This window comes from Candidatus Accumulibacter sp. ACC012 (assembly GCF_907163155.1).
Lineage (GTDB): Bacteria > Pseudomonadota > Gammaproteobacteria > Burkholderiales > Rhodocyclaceae > Accumulibacter > Accumulibacter delftensis.
Genome location: NZ_CAJQUC010000008.1, coordinates 207,509 through 224,877, shown reverse-complemented (window position 1 = coordinate 224,877; position 17,369 = coordinate 207,509). Strand labels below are relative to the sequence as shown.

General features: G+C 60.6%; 11 protein-coding genes, 1 tRNA gene and 2 pseudogenes. 7 read left to right on the top strand and 7 right to left on the bottom strand.

The window, feature by feature from the left end; translation table 11 throughout:
* Positions 1–9: 9 nt before the first annotated feature.
* From QZ648_RS10745 to QZ648_RS10720, 7 genes and pseudogenes are all read left to right on the top strand, one after another.
* Entirely contained in the window at positions 10–1,221 is a 1,212-nt protein-coding gene (locus tag QZ648_RS10745; RefSeq protein WP_291996999.1) for a restriction endonuclease subunit S, read from the top strand.
* Positions 1,218–2,546: a DUF262 domain-containing protein gene (locus tag QZ648_RS10740; protein ID WP_291996998.1), complete on the top strand. Its 1,329-nt coding sequence runs from the start codon at positions 1,218–1,220 to the stop codon at positions 2,544–2,546. The genes QZ648_RS10745 and QZ648_RS10740 overlap by 4 nt, the downstream gene beginning before the upstream one ends.
* 142 nt (positions 2,547–2,688) lie before the next feature.
* Positions 2,689–2,991 (top strand): DUF1524 domain-containing protein, encoded by a 303-nt coding sequence (locus QZ648_RS24940; protein WP_366144118.1) that lies wholly within the window; start codon positions 2,689–2,691, stop codon positions 2,989–2,991.
* Positions 2,992–3,123: 132 nt separating this feature from the next.
* Positions 3,124–3,399, top strand: coding sequence for a DUF262 domain-containing protein (locus QZ648_RS24935; RefSeq protein ID WP_366144120.1), 276 nt, complete (start codon positions 3,124–3,126; stop codon positions 3,397–3,399).
* Entirely contained in the window at positions 3,299–5,398 is a 2,100-nt protein-coding gene (locus tag QZ648_RS10730; protein ID WP_291996996.1) for a DUF262 domain-containing protein, read from the top strand. The genes QZ648_RS24935 and QZ648_RS10730 overlap by 101 nt, the downstream gene beginning before the upstream one ends.
* Positions 5,399–5,402: 4 nt before the next feature.
* Positions 5,403–8,536: pseudogene (locus tag QZ648_RS10725) on the top strand (HsdR family type I site-specific deoxyribonuclease).
* Positions 8,533–9,211: pseudogene (locus QZ648_RS10720) on the top strand (SprT family zinc-dependent metalloprotease). Before QZ648_RS10725 ends, QZ648_RS10720 begins: the two co-directional pseudogenes overlap by 4 nt.
* A 317-nt stretch (positions 9,212–9,528) precedes the next feature.
* On the opposite strand, the gene QZ648_RS10715 reads toward QZ648_RS10720, so the two are convergent.
* The 7 genes from QZ648_RS10715 to dapD form a co-directional block, all read right to left on the bottom strand.
* Positions 9,529–9,605, bottom strand: a tRNA-Arg gene (locus QZ648_RS10715).
* 141 nt (positions 9,606–9,746) lie between these two features.
* Positions 9,747–12,443, bottom strand: a complete 2,697-nt coding sequence (gene pepN, locus QZ648_RS10710) for an aminopeptidase N (RefSeq protein ID WP_291996995.1) — start codon at positions 12,441–12,443, stop codon at positions 9,747–9,749.
* Between the two features lie 70 nt (positions 12,444–12,513).
* Positions 12,514–13,176: a GDSL-type esterase/lipase family protein gene (locus tag QZ648_RS10705; protein WP_291996994.1), complete on the bottom strand. Its 663-nt coding sequence runs from the start codon at positions 13,174–13,176 to the stop codon at positions 12,514–12,516.
* 50 nt (positions 13,177–13,226) lie between these two features.
* Complete coding sequence (gene prmB / locus QZ648_RS10700; protein WP_291996993.1) at positions 13,227–14,120, bottom strand: 50S ribosomal protein L3 N(5)-glutamine methyltransferase; 894 nt, start codon at positions 14,118–14,120, stop codon at positions 13,227–13,229.
* Positions 14,113–15,303 (bottom strand): succinyl-diaminopimelate desuccinylase, encoded by a 1,191-nt coding sequence (gene dapE, locus QZ648_RS10695; RefSeq protein ID WP_291996992.1) that lies wholly within the window; start codon positions 15,301–15,303, stop codon positions 14,113–14,115. The genes prmB and dapE overlap by 8 nt, the downstream gene beginning before the upstream one ends.
* A gap of 13 nt (positions 15,304–15,316) precedes the next feature.
* Positions 15,317–16,501 (bottom strand): PilT/PilU family type 4a pilus ATPase, encoded by a 1,185-nt coding sequence (locus tag QZ648_RS10690; RefSeq protein ID WP_291997027.1) that lies wholly within the window; start codon positions 16,499–16,501, stop codon positions 15,317–15,319.
* Between the two features lie 38 nt (positions 16,502–16,539).
* Positions 16,540–17,361 (bottom strand): 2,3,4,5-tetrahydropyridine-2,6-dicarboxylate N-succinyltransferase, encoded by an 822-nt coding sequence (dapD, locus tag QZ648_RS10685; protein WP_169064756.1) that lies wholly within the window; start codon positions 17,359–17,361, stop codon positions 16,540–16,542.
* Between the last annotated feature and the right edge of the window lie 8 nt (positions 17,362–17,369).

Here is a 17,369-nt window from a genome sequence, read left to right as displayed (position 1 = left end):
GCTGGATATATGCAGACCGAGGTCGGGGTCATTCCCGAGGATTGGGCCGTTGCCAGTCTTCAGGATGCGTGTCAGGAGACAATCACCTACGGAATTGTGCAATGCGGTAAGCATGTCAATAACGGCATTCCTTACGTCCGAGTGTCGGACATGGACAAGCCAGATCTGGATGTTGATGGAATGCTTCGAACAAGCCCAGCGATAGCAGCGCGGTTCTCGCGTTCAACAGTGCAGCAAGGGGACCTCGTCTATGCTCTTCGAGGAAAGCTAGGCGAGGTTCGCCAGGTTTCAAGTTCGGTCGCAGGCGCGAATCTGACGCAAGGAACGGCACGACTGTCTCCCAAAGAGGGAGTCTTGAGCGACTACTTGATGTGGAGCATGCGCAGTTCGCACGTAGTGAGGCAGTCTGAGGTCGAGGCGAAAGGGACTACCTTTCGCGAGATTACGCTCGAGGACTTGAGGCACATATGCCTACCAATTGCCCCCATCCCTGAACAACGCGCCATCGCGGTGGCGTTGAGCGATGTGGATTCGCTGCTGGGCGGACTGGAGCGGCTCGTCCTCAAGAAGCGCAACCTCAAACAGGCCGCCATGCAGCAGCTCCTCACCGGCCAAACCCGCCTACCGGGTTTCAGCAGGGAGTGGGAGATAGAGCGGTTGGGCGATCTCGCGGAAATGGCGAGCGGTGGAACGCCACTGTCGTCCGTTTCCGCGTACTACGGCGGCGGCATTCCGTGGGTCTCCATCGCTGACATGACAAGAGCTGGTAGAGTAATCGACCGGACCGAGAAGACGCTTACTCTGCTTGGTCTAGAAAAGTCGGTAGCACAGATGTTTCCTGCTGGCACAGTTCTCTATGCGATGTACGCGTCGCTGGGTGAATGCAGCATTGCGGGCATGCCTGTTTGCACTAGCCAAGCTATTCTGGGTATCCGACCAAAGCGCGACCTCCACAACGGGTTCCTCTATTACTTCCTCACGTTGTTGAAGACCACGGTCAAGAGCTTGGGACAACAAGGCACACAGTCGAACCTTAACAAGGGCATGGTCGAAGATTTTCGTTTCCCTCTACCGTCGTGCGAAGAACAAACCGCCATCGCCACCGTCCTCGCCGACATGGATGCCGAAATCTCGGCGCTGCTGGCCCGCAGCGACAAGACTCGCGCCCTCAAGCAGGCGATGATGCAGGAACTCCTCACCGGAAAGACACGTCTCGTATGAACGAACAGCGAATCTCACTGAAAACCGTCAATGACTTGCGGGTGGATGCCTCCCAAGCCGCGCTTCGGTTCTTCATTCCCGCCTATCAGCGCGGGTACCGATGGTCACCGCTTCAGGTAGAGCAGCTGCTGGAAGACGTCCGGGAATTCACCGTACGACCGAACCCGCAACCGGACGAGTTCTACTGCCTGCAACCACTGGTCGTCATGGCCCGGCCCACTGGTGACTTCGAGGTGGTGGATGGTCAGCAGAGATTGACCACCTTGTTGCTTATCCTGCGCCATTTCAACGAGCGTCTGGCAAAGAGATACCAGCAAACGGTCTATACGCTGGCTTACGAGACACGCCCTGGTTTGGACGATTTCCTGGAGAACCCTACCGAAGAAGCCGCCAACGAGAATGTAGATTTCTTCCACCTCGACCAGGCTATGCAGACCATCGAGCAATGGTTTGGCGCACAAGACACCATTGTTGAGGACATGAAGTCAGCCCTTCTTAACAAAACGAAAGTCATCTGGTTCCAATTGGCGGACAGCGACAAGCCTGTGGACGCGTTCACCCGCCTCAATGTCGGCAAAATTCCCTTGACCAACGACGAGTTGATTCGGGCCCTGTTCTTGAGGCGTACCGGCCCGCATGGAGGTGAGGCAGCAGTTGTGCCGTTGCGCATTGCCTACGAGTGGGACCAACTGGAAAAGGCGCTGCAGTCTGACGCTTTCTGGTACTTCCTCAGCAATACGCGAGGGAAGGAGCAAAACCGCATTGGCTTTCTATTCGAACTGGTCTCCCGAGCCGAAGGCATGCCTTCCGGAGTAGAGAGCGATGCTTATGGTATTTTCCACACATTCAACCAACGGCTGAGAGCTCAGGGAGCCACACCCGAGAGCGAGTGGAAGAAGGTCAAGCAGACCTACTTGATGCTGGAAGAGTGGTTCGAGGACCGAGTTCTTTACCACATGGTCGGTTTCCTCGTAAGCGAGGGGATGTCGCTCAACGATCTCCGGGCGCTCTCCATGGAGTGCACCAAGAGCGCCTTCGAAAAGCACCTGCGTCAGGAAATTTTCAAACGCGCGATTGGCGAGGACCTACGTGATTCATCCGACGAGCGAGTGATCCGTGAGCACGTTGCTGACCGCTTGGATGCGCTTTCCTACAACCATCATTCCGGGAAGATCAGATCACTTCTGCTCCTCTTCAACCTGGCAAACTCTTTTACAGAATCACCGATCCAATCTGCGTTTTCAGTTCGACAGCTTCAAGAGCGAACGTTGGGATATCGAGCATGTTCGTTCGGTAGCCGACGACAAACCCGAGCGTTTTCATGATCGAGGGAACTGGCTACGCAATTGCCTTGGCTACCTGGAATCGCAAGAGACCGGCCGAGAACTGCGCAAGCAGATCGAAGATTTCCTCACCCTGACGCAGGTTGACGCGACCAACGAAGTCTTCGACCCCCTTTACGATGAGTTGCTTGAGTATTTCCACGAAGCAAGTGAAGGAGAGGCAGATCACGGAATCGCCAATCTGACCCTTCTTGATGAACACACGAACCGGAGCTACAAGAATGCCGTCTTCGCGGTCAAGCGGCAGAGCCTCTTGGACCTCGACCACGCCGGGATTTTCGTGCCCCTTTGCACCAGGAATGTCTTTCTGAAGTGTTACAGCCCGCAAGTGGATAACGTGATGTTCTGGAGCGAATCCGACCAAGATGGTTATAGAGAAGCCATCGCCACCACACTTACAAACTTCTTTCTTGGAAGGATGGAGTGATTCCAATGAGTTTCGGTAGCCAAATCATCTACAAGCAGTTGTTTCAGCAGCACGGGCGTGTCCGGGTTCCCATGATCCAGCGGGGACTACGCTCAAGGGCGTCCGGCGGAGGCGGAAGTCCGGGAAGAATTCCTGAACGACATTGAGACGGCGCTGCGCAAACCGGCAAACGATCCGGAGCTTCCCCTAAATCTTGACTTCATTTACGGCAGCGTGGAAGGGGACGGCGAGGACTCGATTCTTCCTCTTGATGGGCAGCAACGACTGACGACGCTTTTCCTCCTGCATTGGTACCTAGCCTGGACGGATGACCAGTGCGACCTATTTAAGCAGCTATTTCAGACTGATGACCAGCGTTCGAGATTCGCCTACAGCGTTCGACCGAGCAGTAACGAGTTTTTTCGATGAGCTTGTGGGTTACCGGCCTGCCGTTCCTCCGGATGACGTTCTGGACGTGGCGCAACAGGTTAGCGACCAGCGCTGGTTCTTTCGCAGCTGGCGGCTTGATCCCACGATCCAATCGGTTCTCTGCATGCTCAAAGCCATTCACGAGAGGTTCGCCTCTTCGAGCGGATTGTTCTCACGGCTGATCGATGAGAATCAGCCTGCCATCACGTTCCAACTGCTGGACTTGAAGAACTTCGGTCTTTCCGACGATCTTTACATCAAGATGAACGCCCGCGGCAAACCGCTGACGGCATTCGAGACCTTTAAGGCACGCTACGAGCAGGAACTGGAAGAACAGTTTGAGGACGTCACCTTCTCAATCGGAGAGCAGAATTTTCCAGTAGCGAAATACGTCGCGCTCAGGATGGACACTGCATGGGCCGACTTGTTCTGGAGACTCCGAGACCAGAAGAGCAACCTCTACGATGGGGCGCTCATGAATATGTTTCGGGCGGTCGCGCTGGTGACAAGAAGCCCGGACGATGAGGAGTATTCGGACGATATTCTCCTTTTGCGGAATGGCATGAAAGCGCCTTCATACACGGATTTCCATTTACGTGAATGGCTTGATGAACGTTTCACCATGGCAATTATCCATCTATTCGATGCCTGGAGCGCGGAGAGCGGAAAGCTAACAGCTCTTCTTCCGGATCAGCGATATTTCGACGAGAGATCAGTTTTCGACAAGATTGTTTCAAATGGAGCAAGCCTCTCCTATGTGGAACTTGTTCAGTTTGCTGCGTATGTTGGCTTCGTTGCGAAGCATCAAGATGCACTCAATTATCGAGCGTTTCAGGAATGGATGCGGATCGCCCACAATCTCTCAGCAAATACGGAATATAACCGCCCTGACGACCTTCGACGTAGCATTCTCGGGCTCAACAACTTGCTTCAGCACTCCGAGGAAATACTCAACCACTTCGCCGAAACAGATAATCCCGCGAGCGGCTTCAGCCCGCACCAAATAGCCGAAGAAAAACTCAAGGCCGAGCTGATATTGGCGCACGATACTTGGCGGGAATCGATCGATCGTGCCGAAGGCCATGGATATTTCCGTGGGCAAGTTGAATTTCTCCTGGACTTTTCCGGTGCCATCACTGCAAGGAACCAGACGACGCCTGGTCGCTGGGAGGCCGAATTTCACGCCGATCTGCAGGAGCGCTTCTTGCGCTACTTATCTCTGGCAGAAAATATGTTCACCGCTTCTGGCTTGAGGCCCGCGAGTGAATTTCTATGGCAACGGGCTTTACTCAGCGTGGGCGATTATCTTCTTCCAAGCCGTCGCAATCGTTCCTTCCTCGTCGGCTCGACTGCTGACCAAGCAAGCTGGAAGCGGTTGCTCCGAGGCACAGGTGAAAAAGCGCCAGAAGCACGCAAGGCACTTCACCAACTTTGGGACAAGCTCGCCGCCACCAAAGCCCTCGAACCGCAATTAGCGAGAGTCGTCGAGGAAGGTACGAATTTGGAACCGTGGAGGGCTGCTTTAGTTCGAACGCCGAGCGCGATCGAATACTGCGAAAATCAGTCCATCCGATGGAACTCGGAAACTGAGATTTATTTGCTGAGCAAAACACAAATGAACGGGGCGCATGCTGAGCTGTTCACATTTTGCCTATATAAAAATCAGCTCGTACCTCTTGAAAAGAATGGCCAATTGGGGCCGTTGATTCTGATTCCTTACTATTCAGCTGTAGGTGCCGATGTGGAACCGGGTATCCGACTTGCTCTCTCCCATGGAGAGCACTACGCATACTTCGATGTCGAGTTTCGAGGGGGGGCATACGAAATTTACGTGCATAGTCAGTGGCTGGAAAAGTTGCCCGAGCTTGTGCCTTGCCTCGCCGCTCAAGATTTCGCCGACACGCACGGTCGGGCTACGAAAATTATTTCCCCGGAAGACATCGCGGCCGACCTTGTCAAGCTGGCCCAACATCTAGCAGAAGCCTTCCCGAGTTCCTAATCCAATGACTGGGCAACCTCGCTCCGAACGAAAGACGCAGAACCGCGTCATTGATCTGTTCAGCGACAAGGCGCTGCCCGATTGGCTGGGCTACCGCTATCTCGGCGAGTGGAACAAACGCGAGAACAACCGCCCCATCGAGACAGCGCTGCTGCGCGAAAACCTCGCGGCGCGGGGGTATTCGGCTGCCCATATCTCCGCGGCCCTGCAGAAGCTGGAAATCGCTGCCGACGCGACCGGAATCACGCTCTACCAGGCCAACCTGCGCACCTATCAGTTGCTGCGCTATGGCGTGCCGGTGCAGATCGCCGCCGGCAGGGCGCATGAGACGGTGCATCTGATCGACTGGGACAACCCGGAGCAGAACGACTTTGCCCTGGCCGAGGAGGTGACGCTCAAGGGCGGCTACGAGCGGCGGCCGGACATCGTGCTCTACATCAACGGCATCGCCATCGCGGTGATCGAACTCAAGCGCAGCTCGGTGGAGGTGGCCGACGGGGTGCGGCAACTGATCACCAACCAGGAAGAGATTTTCAACAAGGGCTTCTTCACGACCGTACAGTTGCTGCTGGCGGGCAGCGACGCACAGGGATTGCGCTACGGCACCACCGGCACGCCCGAGCAGTTTTTCGTGGAATGGAAGGACGAGGAAAAGGTCGGCGCCGGTGGGACTGCGCTACCCGAGGCCGGTGCCTTGCTCGACCGGCCGCTGGCGCAACTGTGCGACAAGGCCCGGCTGCTCGACCTGATCCGCCACTTCATCATCTTCGATGCCGGCCAGAAGAAAGTGCCGCGACCGCATCAATACGCCGGGGTGAAGGCGGCACAGGAGCGAATGGCCAGGCGCGAGGGCGGTGTGATCTGGCACACCCAGGGCAGCGGCAAGAGCATCCTCATGGTGCTGATTGCCAAGTGGCTGCTGGAGCACGACCCCGAGGCACGCATTCTCGTCATCACCGACCGCGACGAACTGGACAAGCAGATCGTCGGCGTGATGAGGAATGCCGGGGTGATCGGCGAGAGCTCGCCTTCACCACGCATTAGCTCGCGGGCGGAGTTCGTCGACAAGCTGGCGGCGACCACGCCGCGCCTGCTGTGCGCTCTGATCCACAAGTTCGATGTGGCCGACCTGAGAGGGCCGGCGCCGAAGGTGGCAGGCCGCTTCTATGTGTTTGTCGATGAGTGCCACCGCAGCCAGGGCGGCGACATGAACCGGCAGATGAAACGCTGGCTGGAAAGCGCGATCTTCATCGGCTTCACCGGCACGCCGCTGCTGCGCAAGGACAGGCTGCTGACGCGGGATGTGTTCGGCAGCTACATCCACACCTACAAATTCCACCAGGCGGTGGCTGACAAGGTGGTGTTTGACCTCAAGTACGAGGCACGCGACGTGCCCGAGCGCTTAACGTCGCAGAAGAAGATCGACGAGTGGTTCGAGGAGAAGACCAAGAACCTGAACAACTTCCAGAAGGCGCTGGTGCGCAAACGCTGGGCAACGATGGAAGAGCTGATGAGCGCGGCGGGACGCAAGCGCGAGATCATTGCCGACATCATCGGCGACTTTGCCCTCAAGCCGCGCCTGAACAACGACCGCGGCACGGCGATCCTGGTGGCCGCCTCGATCCATGACGCCTGCCATTACTTCCGCCTGTTCCAGAACACGAGCTTCGGAGCCTACTGCGGGATCATCACTTCTTTCGAGCCGAACGCGAATGCGATCTCCAGGGAGCCGGCCAACAGCGACGAGCGCTACAAGTTCGACACCTACACCCGGCACGTTCTCAAGAGCGGCCAGACGACCAGGCAATACGAGGAAGAGACCAAGCGCCGTTTCACGAGGAACCGGCGAACCTGAAGCTGCTTATCGTGGTGAGCAAGCTGCTGACCGGCTTCGACGCGCCGAGTTGTAGCTACATCTACCTCGACAACGAACTGCGCGACCACAACCTGTTCCAGGCCATCTGCCGCACCAACCGGCTCGACGGCGATGACAAGGATTACGGCCACATCGTCGATTACAAGAAGCTTTTCGGCGACGTGCAGCAGGCCATCGCGGTGTACAACTCCGACGAACTGGACATCGAACAGGGAAACGGTGGCGACAACAACGTGCACCTCAAGAGCTGGCTGGAAGAAGGCAGGAAGCAGCTCGCCGACGCCCGCCAGGAACTGAGCTACCTTTGCGAGCCGGTGGCACTGCCGCGCGAGGTGGAGCAGTTCCTGCATTATTTCTGCGGCGATGCCGCCAATCCCAATGCGCTGAACGAAACGGAGGTGCTGCGCATTTCCTTCTACAAGGCGGTGGCGCTCTTTGCGCGAGCCTTCGCCGACCTCGCCCAGGATTTGACCGAAGCGGGGTATTCCGACGCCGAGGTGGCGGTTCTGCAAAAGGACGTCGCGTTCTACGCCGAGATTCGCGCAGCCATCAAGAGGCACTCCGGCGAGGAGCTGGACATCAAGCCCTTCGAGGCGGACATGCGCCACCTCATCAACACCTACATCCAAGCTGATCCGGCGGCCGAACTGGGTGAACTGGGCGAGATGTCGCTGACCGAACTGATCATCGAGACCGGCATCCACGATGCCATCGCCAGAAAGCTGAACGCGAAGGGCAAGCTCTCGAAGAACGCCATCGCCGAGGGGATCATCAACAACGTCCGCAAGACGATCATCCGCGAGCAGCTTACTGACCCGAGGTTCTACGCGCAGATGTCCAAGCTGCTCGATGATCTGATCGAGCAGAGTCGGGTGGATACGGCGGCCTATGAGGAATTCCTGCGCAAGGCCGAGCAGTTGGTGAAGCGGTTGGCCGCTAAGCAGCCGGAAGGCGGTATTCCCGCGATGCTGCACGGCAAGACCGAGGCGATCGTCATCTACAACAATCTGCCAGAGATCCTCGCGGCGGCGGGCAATGCCCGTTTCACTGCGGCGGAACCGCTGGCCGAGTACGCAGCCGAGCGTCTGACATTGGCGCTGGACATCGATCGCACCCTGCGCGAAAAGGCGCCGGCCGGCTGGAAGGGTGATCAGGCACGGGAGGCGCAGCTACTGAACGCACTATTCCCCTTGCTTGGTCGAAATCGCGAGGCGACGCGCGCCATGTTCGAACTGGTGAAGAACCAGCCGGGGTATCAATGACCGAGATCATCCGGCTCGGCGACATCGACATCGCCGTGACGCGCAAGCTGGTCAAGCACGTCCACCTTTCCGTGCATCCCCCGGCAGGGAGCGTCACGCTGGTAGCTCCGACCGGCACACGACTGGAAGCCGCCCGGGCCTATGCCATCTCCAAGCTGGGCTGGATTCGTGACCAGCAGGCGAAGCTGCTGGCACAGGCGCGAGAGACTCCACGCCAGTTCGTCGAGCGGGAAAGCCATTACCTCTGGGGACGGCGCTATCTGCTGTCTATCATCGAGAAGGACGCAAAGCCAAGCGTGACTTTGGATCATCGCCGGATCATGCTCAGCGTGCGCCCGGGCAGTGGGCTGGCCAAGCGGGCAGAGGTGATGCTTGAATGGTATCGCTCATTGCTGCACGAAGCCGTACCTGCACTCATCAGGAAATGGGAGGAGAGGCTTGGCGTGAAGGCTTCCGGCTACTTTCTGCAGCGCATGAAGACGAAGTGGGTAGCTGTAACCACCGGGCGGGAAGCATTCGGCTGAATACCGAGCTGGTGAAAAAGCCCAAGGACTTGCTTGAATACGTCGTCGTGCATGAAATGCTGCATCTGGTCTGAGCCGACGCACAGCGAGCGCTTCGTGGCGCCTGCTCGACCAGCATTTCCCGACGTGGCGGGAAGCCCGTGCGAGCTGAATGAAACTGCCGTTGGGCGCGGAGACCTGGAACCATAGCGTTGACGGCGTTGAGTCCGCGGCACGAGGGAGTTGATGCAGGCGGGCCGATGTCTTCCGAAGCCGCGGCCGCATCGGAGCTGCGGGTGACGATCGCCTGAATTACCGCCTAAGGGGGCTCGCGATGGTCGCCTGGCTGGGAAGCTGCCCCACCGTGCGGGCCTTGCTGACGTGGCTCAGGATTGGCTGGCATATTCGCCGACTTGTACCCAAAGTTGTACCCAGCAGCCCAAAAAGCAAAAGGCCAATCCGAAGATTGACCTAAGTGTTTGAATCTATTGGTGCGCCCGGAGCGATTCGAACGCCCGACCCCTTGGTTCGTAGCCAAGTACTCTATCCAACTGAGCTACGGGCGCCTTGCCTTGCTGAAGCGGCGAATTATACAGAGGCGATCGGCCGTGCTCAAGCACTATCTGGCCAATTTTCGCGTCCGCGGCGGTTTTCCCCGCCGCGCTGCGCGCCTGCCTTGCGGCGAGGCCGAGTGCGAGAATGCCGGCTTACTGATCCAGCGCGCGCCCGACGATCTCGCGTACATCCGACGACAGGCCATCGATTGAGCGCAGCTTTTCGAGGGCGAAGCTGGCTTGTTGCTGGCGCGGCTGGTCGAACTTCCGCCAGCGATCGAAGCGGCGTGCCAGACGTGCGGCGACCTGCGGGTTGAGGCGATCGAGCTCGCCGATCTGTGTGGCGAGGAACAGGTAGCCGCCGCCGTCGGCGGCGTGAAAACGGACATGATTGTTGCCGAAAGTGTTGAGCAGCGCGTAGACCTTGTTCGGATTGCGCAGATCGAAAGCCGGGTGATCGAGCAGCTCTCGGACCACCGCGAGCGTGTCGGGAAGGCGGCTCGCCGCCTGTACCGACAGCCATTTGTCGACCACCAGCGCGTCGTCGTGCCAGCGCTCGTAGAAGCTGTCCAGTGCCTGTACACGTTCCGGGCAGTCGTTCTGCGCCAGGGTTGCCAGCGCCGCCAACTGGTCGGTCATGTTGTTGGCTGTCTCGAACTGGCGCATGGCCAGGGCGCGCGACTCGGCGCTGTTCAGCTCGCCCAGATAGCCCAGGCAGAGGTTGCGCAGCGCGCGCCGCCCGGCGGCTGCCGGCGTGGCCTGGTAAGGGCCGCTGGTGGCGTGCGTTTCGTAAGCGTGCAGCAGCGCGCCACCCAGTTGTTCGGCGACAAAACGGCGCAGGCCATTGCGCGCTTCGTGCAGGGCGCTCGGGTCGACCATGGCCATCTCTTCGGCAAGGGTCGCTTCGCCGGGCAGGGTCAGGGCTTCGGCGGCGAAAGCGGGATCGGCAGCGGCGTTTTCGAGAAGCCGTGCGGCGGCTTCGACGAAGGTTTGCGGCCAGTAGGCAGCGCGGCCGACCGAGATGTCTTCGGCGGCTGCCAGGATCAGGCGGCTGGCCAGGCGTTGCCCGGCTTCCCAGCGATTGAAGGGGTCGCTGTCGTGGGCCAGCAGGTGCGCCAGCTCTTCGTCGCTCCAGGAGAAATCGAGAATCACCGGCGCCGAGAAGTCGCGCAGCAGCGAAACGACGGGGGCGGCGGCCAGCTCGGTGAAGACGAACTGCTGCTCGAAGTCGGTCAGCGAGAGGACGCGCGTCTTTCGGCCGCTGTCGGTGGTGCTGTCTTCACCGGCGATCAGCAGCGGCATGTCTTCGCCCTCTGCGCCGTTGAGGCCGATGGCCACCGGGATGTGGAAGGGACTGTGCAGCGGACTGTGCAGCGGCTCGGAGGTGGCGTCCGCGGCGGCGCGCGTGGGCAGCGATTGGGACAGGGTCAGGGTGTAGCTGCGCGTTTCCGCGTCATAGTTACCGCTGGCCCAGAGGCGCGGTGTGCCGGCCTGGTCGTACCAGCGCTTGAACTGCGTCAGGTCGACGCCGGAAGCGTCGGCCATGGCCGCGACGAAGTCGTCGCAGGTCACCGCCTGGCCGTCATGGCGTTCGAAGTAGAGGTCCATGCCGCGCCGGAAAGCTTGCTTGCCGATCAGCGTTTCGATCATGCGCACCACTTCGGCGCCCTTGTCGTAAACGGTGCTGGTGTAGAAGTTGTTGATCTCGATATACGAGTCGGGGCGCACCGGATGGGCCATCGGGCCGGCGTCTTCGGGAAACTGCATGGCGCGCAGGGCGCGCACTTCGCGAATGCGGGTGACCGCACGACTGTGCATGTCGGCGCCGAATTCCTGGTCGCGATAGACGGTCAGCCCTTCCTTCAGCGATAGCTGGAACCAGTCGCGACAGGTGACCCGGTTGCCGGTCCAGTTGTGGAAGTATTCGTGCGCGACGACGCGGTCGATGTTCTGGTAGTCGGCGTCGGTGGCGATGTCGGCACGGGCCAGGACGTACTTGGTGTTGAAGACGTTGAGGCCCTTGTTTTCCATCGCTCCCATGTTGAAGTCGCCGACGGCGACGATCATGTAGTGGTCGAGATCGCATTCCAGGCCGAAGACTTCCTCATCCCAGCGCATCGAGCGCTTGAGGGCGTCCATGGCGTGCGCGCACTGGTCGAGCTTGCCGGGCTCGACGAAGACGGCGAGCTGAACGCTGCGCCCGCTGCTGGTGGTGAACTCGTCGCGCAGCACGTCGAGGCGGGCGGCAACCAGGGCGAAGAGATAGCAGGGCTTGAAGAAGGGGTCTTCCCATTTCGCCCAGTGGCGGTCAGGCCCCTCGTCGCCGCTGCCGACCGGGTTGCCGTTGGCCAGCAGTACCGGCAGGCGGGTCTTGTCGGCATGCAGGGTGACCTGGTAGCGCGACATGATGTCCGGGCGATCCGGAAACCAGGTGATGCGGCGGAAACCCTGCGCCTCGCACTGGGTGAAATAGCCATCCTTGGAGCGAAAAAGTCCGGACAGGCTGCTGTTGTGGTCGGCATCGATACGCACCTGCGTACGCAGCGTCAGCGTGTCCGGCGGATTGACGATGGTCAGCAGTGAGTCGCTGCAGTGGTATTGGTCCTGGCCGAGAACGCTGCCGTCGATGGCTACGGAGATCGTTTCCAGCCCCTGGCCGTCGAGTTGTAGCGGTGGCAGGGGGCTTGCCTCCGCAGCCAGGGCAGCCAGGGGATTGCGCCGCAGTTGCAGCTGGCTGTTGACCAGCACTTCGCCGGCGTTGAAGTGCACGTCGAGTTCGACGCTGTCGACGAGGAAAGGCGGCGGTGTGTAATCCAGGCGGTGGATGCGCTGCGGGGTTTCGCTGTTCATCGGGGGTCCTTGTCTGTCGGCTTGCCCGACCATGATTATCGCCAGGGCGATGCTTGGCGTTGGCCGGTGCCTACGGCGCCTTGAGCAAACCAGCCTGGCGCAGCTGTTCGGCGATGCCTGTCGCCAGTTGTCGGTAGCCGTCGGCGTTGGGGTGGATGGGGTCAGCTCTCAGTTCCGGTTTGGCGAGGACCTCGGCGAGAACGCTGTCGACCAGCGCCAGCTTTTCTTCGCTGGCCAGCTCGGCGTAGATTTCAGAATCGGGCAAGCGGCCGCTGATGGCGCCGAGCAGCGAGAACTTGGGGACGGCGACCAGTACCACCTGCGCGCCGGAGTCGCGAATGGCGCTGACGATGGCCCGCAGATCTTCCTTGACGGCGGCTGCCGGGCGTCGGCGCAGGAAATCGTTGCCGCCCAGTTCGACGATGACCAGTGCCGGCCAGGTCGCCGCCAGGGCGGCCTCGATCCGCTCGCGGGCTGCCGCGCTGGTGTCGCCGGGGATGCCGGCGTTGGTGATCTGCCAGCCGCTGAGCGCTGCCAGCTCGGTCGGATAGTCTTCGCCAGGCTGGGCGCCGGTGCCGAAGGTAATGCTGTTGCCGAAGGCCAGGACCGCGCTTCCGGCCGGCAGCGCCGTTCCTTGCGTCGTCTCGCTGCAGCCGCTGGCCAGCAGCAAGGCCAGCAGCAGGGTGGTGGCCAGAAGCAGCCGCTGCAGGGGGAAGTGGAGCGCCGCAGCCACAGAGCGCAAACAAGGGTGTAGCGCAGGGTGTAGCGCAGGGCGTAGCCCGCTCACGGCAGCTGGTCGCGATGCAGCAGGAAGACGTACTGATCGCCGGCCGCGGTGTCCAGCCAGGTAAAGGCGGTATCCGGGAAGGCCGCTTCGAGCTGCTCCCGGTTGTGGCCGATTTCGACGACCAGCAGGCCGTTCGGCGTGAGGCGTTCGCGCGCTGTCGCGAGGATGGCCCGCGTCAGGTCGAGCCCGTCCTTACCGCTGGCCAGCGCCAGGGCGGGCTCGCGCTGGTATTCGGCGGGCAGGCTGCGCATCGATGGGGCATTGACGTAAGGCGGGTTGCTGATGATCAGGTCGTAGCGCTCCTTGCCGAGCGCGGCGAAGAGGTTGCTCTCGAGCAGCCGGATACGCGCCGTCAGCCCGTAGTCGCTGACGTTACGCTCGGCCACGGCCAGCGCGTCGGGCGAAATGTCGATGGCGTCGACGCTGGCCGCCGGGAAGGCATGCGCGGCGAAAATCGCCAGGCAGCCGGAACCGGTGCATAGGTCGAGAACGGACGCCACGCTCTCCGGGTCGTCGATCCATGGCGCCAGCTGCTCGCGCAGCAATTCGGCGATGAAGGAGCGCGGCACGATCACCCGTTGATCGACATAGAAGCGATATTCGGCCAACCAGGCTTCGTTGGTCAGGTAGGCGGCCGGCAGGCGTTCGCAGATGCGCCGCTCGATGATGCGCAGTACGGCCGTGCGCTCGTCGCTGGTCAGGCCGGCGTCGAGAAAAGGCTCGAGCCGATCGAGTGGCAGGTGCAGGCTGTGCAGCAGCAGATAAACCGCTTCGTCCCAGGCGTTGTCGGCGCCGTGTCCGAAGAACAGTCCGCCTTCGCTGAAGCGGCTGACGGCAAAGCGCAGCAGGTCGCGCAAGGTGCGCAGTTCGTTTTGTGCCTGTTCAAACATGGCTGGGCAGCAAGGCTTCGAGAATACGGCGGTAGATGGCTGCGAGTCGTGGCAGGGCGGCGATTTCGACGGCTTCGTTGACCTTGTGGATGCTGGCATTGACCGGGCCGATTTCGATCACTTGTGCGCAGATCTCGGCGATGAAGCGACCGTCCGAAGTGCCGCCGCTGGTCGACAGCTCGGCTTCGACGCCGGTTTCGGCGCGAATCGCCTGCAGCGAGGCGTCGATCAGCGCGCCGTGGCCGGTCAGGAAAGGCTTGCCGCTCAAGTTCCACGCCAGTTCGTAGGTCAGCTGGTGGCGGTCGAGCAGCGCGCAGGTTCGCGCTTGCAGTTGCTCGGGTGTGCTGGCCGTACCAAAGCGGAAGTTGAACTGGATATCGACGCTGCCTGGAATGACATTGCTGGCGCCGGTGCCGCCGTGGATGTTGGAGATTTGCCAGGTGGTCGGCGGGAAAAACTCGTTGCCCTGATCCCAGACCGTCTGCGTCAGCTCGGCAATCGCCGGGGCTGCCAGATGAATCGGATTTCTTGCCAGATGCGGGTAGGCGATGTGGCCCTGCACACCCTTGACGGTCAGTTTCCCCGACAGCGATCCGCGGCGTCCATTCTTGACCATGTCGCCGAGCGTGTTGACCGAGGTCGGCTCGCCGATGATGCAGTAGTCGATCGTCTCGCCGCGTTGGCGCAAGGCCTCGGTGACGGCGACCGTGCCATCGATGGCGTCGCCTTCCTCATCGGAAGTGAGCAGGAAGGCGATCGAGCCGCCGTGCTCGGGCTTGCCGGCGACATAGGCTTCGGCGGCGGTGACGAAAGCCGCCAGCGAAGCTTTCATGTCGGCGGCGCCGCGCCCGTACAGCATCCCCTCCTTGCGCAGCGGCTGGAAGGGATCGCTGTGCCATTGTTCGAGTGGGCCGCTGGGGACAACGTCGGTGTGGCCGGCCAGACAGAGCAAGGGGCTGCTGTGGCCGCGCCGCGCCCAGAGGTTGCTGACCGCGCCGCGCTTGATGAACTCGCAGCGGAAGCCGATGGCTTCAAGACGGCGGGCGATGATCGGCAGGCAGCCGGCGTCGTCGGGGGTCAGCGAGCGACAGGCGATGAGTTGCTCGGCGAGTGCAAGAGTCGCCTCGTTGGCCACTGCCAGCTTGCTGTCCTTGGCCATCTCAGTAGCGCTGTCCCTGTTCATCGTGCGCGCCTGGCTAGGCTTGCTCGTCAGCGTCGTGGAGACTGAGCGAGAACTCCTTGAAGGAAGCGCTGCTGGGGTCGCTTTCCGATAGCTCGTATGATGACGTGCTCAACTTGTCGTCGCGACGCGGTGCCGGCGCTGCTTCGAAGTTGTTGATCAGCCAGGACAGGTTGGTCGGTGAATCGGCATTGCTCAGCGCCTCTTCCAGGGTAATCACGTCTGCGCGGTAGAGCTTGAAAAGCGCTTGTTCGAAAGTCTGCGAACCGGGTGCGAGGCTTTGCTCCATGGCCTCCTTGAGGGCCGGGATGTCGCCGCGCTCGACCAGTTCCTGGACGTGATAGCTGTTCAGCAGAACTTCGACGGCTGGCGCCAGCTTGCCTTCCTTGCGCTTTACCAGGCGCTGCGAAACGATCGCCTTCAGACTCACCGAGAGGTCCATGTACAGCGCGCTGCGGCTATCGAGCGGGAAGAAGTTGATCATCCGGTTGAGTGCGTGGTAGCTGTTGTTGGCGTGCAGGGTGCCCAGGCAGAGGTGGCCCGTCTGGGCGTAGGCAATTGCCGCCTGCATCGTTTCCTTGTCGCGGATCTCGCCGATCAGAATACAGTCCGGTGCTTGCCGCATGGCGCTTTTCAAGGCGTTGTTCCAGCCCAGGGTGTCCATGCCGATTTCGCGCTGGTTGACGATCGACTTCTTGTGCTTGAAGAGATACTCGATCGGATCTTCGATGGTCAGGATGTGGCCGGCGCAATTGCTGTTGCGATAATCGAGCATCGAGGCAATGGTGGTCGACTTTCCCGAGCCCGTCGAACCGACGATCAGGATCAGACCGCGCCTTTCCATGACCAGGTCGGCGAGGACCGGCGGCAAGAGCAGCGAATCGAGCGCCGGGATATTGCCGAGGATGTAACGGACGACAATGGAGATCGAGCCGCGCTGGCGAAACAGGTTGATGCGAAAATTGCCGAGCTTGGGGACGCCGATCGAGAGGTTCATCTCCTTGGTCGCCTCGAAGGTGTGCGCCTGCTCAGCGTTCATCAGTTCAAGGGCGATCTTTTCGATCATCGCCGGTTCCATCATCTGCTGATTGACCGGCACCGTTATGCCCTGAATCTTGATGTGGATCGGCGCGCCGGCGGATATGAAAATATCCGACGCCTGCCGGTCCGCCATCACCTGAAACAGCTTGTCGAGGATCAGGCGTTTGTCCGTCGCTTCAGGGCTCTGCACGGTGGCGCTCAGTCGCTGCGCAGGAGATCGTTGATGCTCGTCTTGGCGCGCGTCTGGGCGTCGACTTTCTTGACGATCACCGCGCAGTAGAGGCTGTAGCTGCCCCCCTTGCCCGGCATGCTGCCGGACACCACGACCGACCCCGGCGGCACGTAGCCATAGCTGACCGCGCCGGTTTCGCGGTCCAGGATCTTCGTCGATTGGCCGATGAAGACGCCCATCGAGATCACCGAGCCTGCACCGACGATGACCCCCTCGACGACTTCCGAGCGGGCACCGACAAAGCAGTTGTCCTCGATGATTGTCGGGTTGCTCTGCAGGGGTTCGAGGACGCCGCCGATACCGACGCCACCGGAGAGATGCACGTTCTTGCCGATCTGCGCGCAAGAGCCGACTGTGGCCCAGGTGTCGACCATCGTTCCTTCGTCGACGTAGGCGCCGATATTGATGTAAGACGGCATCAGAACCACGTTCCTGGCAATGAAAGAGCCGCGACGAGCGGTTGCCGGCGGCACGACGCGGAAGCCGCCGCTGGCAAACTTCTCGCTGTCGTAATCGGCAAACTTGCTCGGAACCTTGTCGAAATAGCGCAGCGGACCGGCTTCGATCAGGCTGTTGTCGGTCAGACGGAAGGAGAGCAGGACGGCTTTCTTGATCCACTGGTGTGTCACCCACTCGCCGTCGATCTTCTCGGCAACGCGCAGGTTGCCTTCGTCGAGTTGCTTGAGAACGGTGGCCACGTTCTGGCGAATGCTTTCGTCGGCATTGCCGGGTTGCAGCGAGGCGCGGTTTTCCCAGGCCTCATCGATGACTTGCTGGATTGCCTGCATGGCGGTTT